The sequence below is a fragment of the Syntrophorhabdaceae bacterium genome (assembly GCA_035541755.1).
Lineage (GTDB): Bacteria > Desulfobacterota > Syntrophorhabdia > Syntrophorhabdales > Syntrophorhabdaceae > PNOF01.
This window is the reverse complement of record DATKMQ010000042.1, coordinates 1-6249: the sequence shown is the minus strand read 5'-3', so window position 1 is coordinate 6249 and position 6249 is coordinate 1. Positions and strand designations below refer to the sequence as shown.

Annotated in this window: 5 protein-coding genes; all 5 read left to right on the top strand. The window is 53.6% G+C overall.

The features are described from left to right. On the top strand, positions 1–1237 hold a 1237-nt coding region (locus VMT62_03600; protein HVN95490.1), incomplete at its 5' end, for a UbiD family decarboxylase. 70 nt (positions 1238–1307) lie between these two features. Continuing rightward, positions 1308–2249 (top strand): PfkB family carbohydrate kinase, encoded by a 942-nt coding sequence (locus VMT62_03595; protein ID HVN95489.1) that lies wholly within the window; start codon positions 1308–1310, stop codon positions 2247–2249. Positions 2250–2494: 245 nt separating this feature from the next. Next, positions 2495–4261, top strand: a complete 1767-nt coding sequence (locus VMT62_03590) for a pyruvate carboxylase subunit B (GenBank protein HVN95488.1) — start codon at positions 2495–2497, stop codon at positions 4259–4261. Beyond that, on the top strand, positions 4258–5754 hold the full coding sequence (locus VMT62_03585; GenBank protein ID HVN95487.1) for an acetyl-CoA carboxylase biotin carboxylase subunit: 1497 nt from the start codon (positions 4258–4260) through the stop codon (positions 5752–5754). Before VMT62_03590 ends, VMT62_03585 begins: the two co-directional genes overlap by 4 nt. A 5-nt stretch (positions 5755–5759) precedes the next feature. Next, positions 5760–6249, top strand: a 490-nt coding sequence (locus VMT62_03580) for a Tm-1-like ATP-binding domain-containing protein (GenBank protein ID HVN95486.1), incomplete at its 3' end; no start/stop codon positions are given.

Genomic DNA, 6249 nt, shown 5'->3' with positions numbered 1-6249 from the left:
GCAAAGAAGAGTGGCAATAACCTGCAACAGGCCGCTCACCTCTTCCCTATGTGATGTGTCAAGGGAGTGGATGAAGGTGATGACCCAAAAAAAATTAATAGCGCCAGTCGAGTTAAAGAAGGACGTACCGGTCATGGAAGAAGTGATCGAAGAGAAGGAAGTAAATCTTTTTGATTTTCCCTCGCCTCGCTTATATCCGATGGACGGGGGACGCTTCCTGGGCCTTGCGTTCAACTGGGTGACGCAGGATCCGGAGACGGGATGGACTAACATAGGTACCTACCGGGGGCAGCTTCTAGACGAAAAATCTATCGGTGCGAACATGTGGATCAAATCGAAGCATGGGTACATCCATATGGAGAAATACGCCAAGATGGGGAAGACAAAGATGCCTGCGGCAGCCTATTGCGGCTGCGACATGATCCACTTCCTGGCAGGGGCGAACATGGTACCTGACGGCATGGGTGAGTATGAGGTTATCGGCGGCATCATGGGCGAGCCCGTCGAGGTATTCAAGAGTGATCTCACGGGGCTCATGTTACCTGCCCATGCAGAGATCATTCTAGAGGGAGAAGTCGAATTAGACCCTAAAAATTTCAGACCCGAAGGGCCGCTCGGGGAGTATCCCGGTTTTTACGGGGCCAGTGGGTTTGGAACTCCCAAACCTTACTTCACGGTAAAACGGATTCTGCGGCGCAAAAACCCAGTCTTCGTCATCAGCACGGTCGGAAGACCTGTCGGCGACACACATATCGCGAACACTATAGGCCGGACCGCGTTTCTCTGGGCCGACCTCGAAATGATGAAGGTGCCCGGAATCCAATCAGTCTATTGGCCGCCCGAGGCAGCAGGGAGATGGTGGGTCATTGTCTCAGCAAACTGCACCTATCCGGCACAGGCGCTGAGAATCGGAGAGGCAGTGCTTGCCAGCCCCACGGGTCACTTTGGGGTAAAAGGAGTGATCGTCGTTGACGCAGATGTAGCCGCGGACGACCTTGCCGGCGTCTGGTGGTCGTTGGCCGTGCGCTACAATCCTGCCACAGATACTCAACTCATCAATAAGATCAGGCCCACGCCGTTTGACCCCGCGCTGCCGGAAGGCAGCAAAGCAGTAGGTTCAGGGGTGATCATCGATGCGACGACGCCGGTCGAGTGGGAGAAAAAGCCGATCAAAGTGGAAGACGATCCTGCAACAATGAAGAAGGTCCTGAGCAGGTGGCACGAGTATGGTTTTTAGAGCTATGTTCGCCAGGTCGTGTAGGAATCGACTCTAAAGGAGCACGCACGGATAAACGTGATGGAGGTAGATGTTGGCCAAAGGGACGGCCGGGATAAAGCGTTATGACATCGTATTTGTTGGCCATGTAGCTGCTGGCAATATACTTCCGTATGAGCGATCTGCTTTCGTCTTGGAAGGAAGTCCGGTGCTATTCAGTGCCATAGCAGCATCCTGCATTAACAAGAGACTTGCCGTCATCACAAGATTAGCCGCAGAAGAAGAGCATCTTCTCCAACCATTCAAGGAGGCCGGCATTGATGTCTATGCGCAGTTAGCCCCTGTGACCACCTGGCTGGACGTCGTCTATCCGAGCGCGAATGTTGATGAAAGGCAAGCAGTCCTTATGAAAAGTGCGGGATTTTTTGAGATAGAAAACATTCCTTCCATCGAACCATGTTTAATCCATCTCGCCGGTCTGACTGACCAGGAGTTTACCATAGAATTTTTGAAGGGATTGAGAGAGCTGGAGTTCCGTCTGTCGCTCGACATGCAAAGCTTTGTCCGGCAAACGGATGATAAGACAGGAGTCATTCATTTTAAGGATGTGCCAGGAAAGCAAGAAATAATGGGTATGATCGACATCCTCAAATTGGATGCAGTGGAGGCGAACATACTGACCGGCACCGACGATCTGGAAGAAGCTGCCGCTACACTCGAGTCTTGGGGGAGCCCGGAGACGGTCATAACGCGCGCGGACGGGGCTCTGGCCCGAAGGAAGGGAAAAAATTATTTTGAGCGATTCTCCAACCGAGGCAATGAAGGGAGAACGGGCCGCGGTGACACCACATTCGGAGCATATCTGGCCAGAAGGATCGATCACCCAGTTGATGAATCTCTACGGTTCGCTGCAGCTCTAGCATCGATCAAGATGGAAACTCCTGGTCCGTTCAGGGGGAGTCTTGATGACGTTCTCGAAAGAATGGTAATTGACTACAATGCCCAAACTCCAGCAGATGGACATGAAAGCTGATTTGACTCGTGGAAATCAGTCGCGGCCTCGCGAGGTAGCCAATCCCTTTAACATATATTTTATTTACAGCCATATGTCTTACGGGATGCTGACTGAATCCTTCGACAGGCTCCTAGGGAGCGCACTAGCCCTTATGAACTTGTTAGAAAATTTGAGTTGAAGGTTACCGCGCACTGGTACAGAATGTACTTGAGGAGATACATCAGTACATCTCTAATCGAACAAAGGGAGGGTTCATACCGTAAATGAACAAGATCGAATTCGTCGATCAGACAATACGTGACGCGCAACAGAGTTTGTGGGGTTTCACCATGAGGACGGATCATATGGCCCCGATTGCCGAGACCATGGACAAGGTCGGCTACCAAACGATCGCCACCGTGGGTTCGCAGGCATTTACTGTCCAGGTGCGAAACCTCAACGAGGATCCGTGGGAGAGAATCAGGGTGTTGTCCGGATTGATCACACGAACACCGATCCGTGGTTCCTATCAGATCGGAAGCCTGTCCTCATTCGATCTCAGCACACCGCGGGACATCATCACCCTCTGGATCAAGCGCTCTGTTGCGAACGGGATAAAGAGTTTCTGGATCTGTGACTACCAGACCGACTTCGAGAAGTTCGTTTACTTCGCGCGCATCGCCAAAGCTGAAGGTGCCGAAGTGGTGCCGGCCTTGATGTATACCTCGAGCCCGGCGCATACGATGGAGCACTGGGCGCATAAAACGCGGTGGCTGGCGGACGCGAAAGAGTGCATTGACCGCATCATGATAGAGGATGCGTCGGGTGTCATAACACCGGAGGACACCACGAAGCTCGTATCGACCGTGCTCAAGCATTGCGACGGCATTCCTCTCGAGTTTCATTCGCACTGCAACTCCGGGCTGGCGCCCCTCTGCTACCTGGAGGCCATCAAAGCCGGTGTCACCACCGTGCACACAGCTGTCGAGCCTCTCGCCAACGGCACCTCATTGCCTGCCACCGAGAATATCCTCAGGAACGCGCGTCGCCTCGGCTTCACGTCCGACCTGGACGAAGATGCGCTCGCAGCAGTGTCAGCCCACTTCAGAGCTATTGCTGAAAAAGAGGGCCTGCCCATGGGAGTGCCGCAGGAATACGATCTCTTTCATTATGAGCACCAGGTGCCGGGCGGGATGATGACCAACCTCACACGACAGCTCAGGGAGGTGGGAATGGAGTGGCGCCTGAACGAGATCCTGGAGGAAGTGGTCCTGGTCAGGAAGGAGCTAGGTTATCCGGTGATGGCGACGCCCTATTCGCAGATCGTGGGTGCGCAGGCAGTGGAGAACGTCGTTTCCGGTGAGCGTTATAAACAGGTGACGGATGAGGCCATCAAGTATGTTCTGGGTTATTATGGAGAGCCGGTCGTTCCAATAGACCAAAACGTCATGGACCGGGTCATGAGCTTACCAAGGACGAAAGAGTTTCAAAATTGGCAACCGCAAGGGTATCTCAAGTCGGTTGACAAGTTACGGCAGGAGATCGGTCCGGAGCTTTCCGATGATGATCTCCTGCTCAGGATACTCATTCCTGGAAAGCCAATTAAGACGAGGGAACCCGGACGCAAAGGCGCAGTGCCTGCTGTTGCGCAAGTGGTTGCACCTGCGATGCCTTCATCCGGCTTTCCGACAGAATTCCGCGTGGACGTGGATGGAGAAATATTCAATGTGAAGGTTTCACCGATATGGGACGGAGCAGGGGAAGTCATTGCGCAGCCCCAGTCGGACGACACTGCGGCGAAGTCAACAAGTGCATCTCGCCGGCCAAAGGAATTGCCGCCAGGGACCGTGCTCTGCGGGATGGCAGGATTGGTGCTTTCGTTTGAGGTGAAGAAGGGAGACCGCATAAACGCGGGGGATCTGCTGGCAGTGATCGAAGCAATGAAGATGAGGAGACATGTCAACGCACCCCATGGGGGGGTGGTGAAGGACATATGGGCTCGCGAGGGTGAAATAGTTGAGTCTCAGGATATTCTTATGGTGGTGGAATGATGGGCACCAGAGCCATCCGCAAGATCCTCATCGCCAATCGCGGAGAGATTGCAATTCGTGTTTTGCGGGCGTGTCGTGAGCTTGACATCTCATCGGTTGCCGTTTATTCGGAGGCGGACAAAGACGCATTATTCGCGAAATACGCTGACGATGCTTGTCTTATCGGTACTGCACCGGCGACCCAGAGCTATCTCAACATACAAAAAGTCATTGCGGCGGCAAAGGAAAAAGGTGCCGATGCGATCCATCCCGGGTACGGCTTTCTCGCTGAAAATCCGAAATTCGCCCGTGCCTGTGAGGAGGAAGGCATCAAGTTCATCGGACCGTCGAGCAGGGTCCTGGAGCTTTTGGGTGACAAGGTGACCGCACGCCGGGAAATGATAAAAGCGGGCGTGCCCGTGGTGCCGGGCACAGATGAATGTGTCACTCAATTTGGTGAAGCGAAGGCTATCGCAAAGGAGATCGGATATCCGGTGATCATAAAACCCTCCGGCGGCGGAGGAGGAATCGGGATGACGATTGTCACCGACGAAGGGGAGTTGGATAGTGCGCTTGAATCCACGCAGGCAATCGCGACTACCACCTTCGGCATTTGCGATGTTTATATCGAGAAGTATCTACCTAATCCCCGTCACATAGAGTTCCAGCTACTCGGAGATTCCCATGGGAACGCCATCCATCTGGGTGAACGGGAGTGTTCTATTCAACGAAGGCACCAAAAACTGATCGAGGAATCTCCTTCGGTTGCGGTCTCTCCCAGGGTTCGCAAGAAAATGGGAGAGATGGCTGCGAGCGCCGCAAGGTTTGTTGGATACGAAGGAGCCGGCACCATGGAATTCCTTTTTTCCGGAGGAAAGTTCTACTTTCTGGAGGTCAATGCGCGGGTCCAGGTGGAGCACCCCGTCACCGAAATGGTAACCGGGGTCGACATCGTCAAGGAGCAGATAAGGATTGCCTCCGGACTTCCGCTCAGCATCAAACAGGAAAAGATTCGAATGAATGGCAACGCCATCGAGTGTCGTATCAACGCCGAGGATCCCTTGGCCGACTTTGTCCCCACGCCCGGGAAAATAAGAAGCTACCATGCTCCGGGCGGTACCGGAATTCGCGTGGATAGTGGAGTCTACGCTTCCTACACGATACCTCCGTTCTACGATCCGATGATATCCAAGCTGATCGCGTGGGGCAGAGACCGTGATGAGGCGATCACAAGGATGAAGCGGGCACTGTACGAATATATCATCGTGGGCGTGAAGAGCAACATTCCCTTCCATCGGGCGGTCATGGAAAATCAACGCTTCGTCAAGGGCGATCTCGGGACCCATTTCATCGAGGAAGAGACCGGACTTTCCGATGATATGAAGCGTATCATCGAGCGGGAGAAACCCTTGGAGGAGAGGGTATTGCATTTGTCAGAAGAAAACAGAAAAATAGCGGCTATTGCTGCTGTCACGGCCTTGACCCAGATGTGCGGCCGCAGTGCAACAGGGTGAAGCAGATGGCAAAGAGCATTGTGATTCTGGGGACACTCGACACGAAAGGTGAACACCTGCACCTGCTGAAGAAGACGATTGAGGCGCGGGGGCATAGAGCCCTGATTCTCGATTTGAGCATGGGCTCTCCTCCCGTATTATCTGCGGACATTGCGGCCTCTGAAATCGCCCGTATTGCCGGACACAACCTTGAAGATCTTGTAACGGCCCGCAACAGGTCTGTCTCCGCTGAGATCATGACAGCCGGAGCGCAGCAAAAGGTGCTGGAGCTTCTATCGAGAAAAGAACTGGACGGGATAGTGGCGATGGGAGGGGCGTCGATGGCGCTTATTGCTTCACGCGTCATGGCGAAGCTGCCTTACGGCATCCCGAAAGTAATTGCGACGCCTGCCGCAATGCCTACCTATATCTCAGAATGGTTCGGAGCCTTGGATGTGGTGATCATGCAGGTGATCATGGAATTCGCCGGCATGAATAATCTTGTTACCGCAGTGG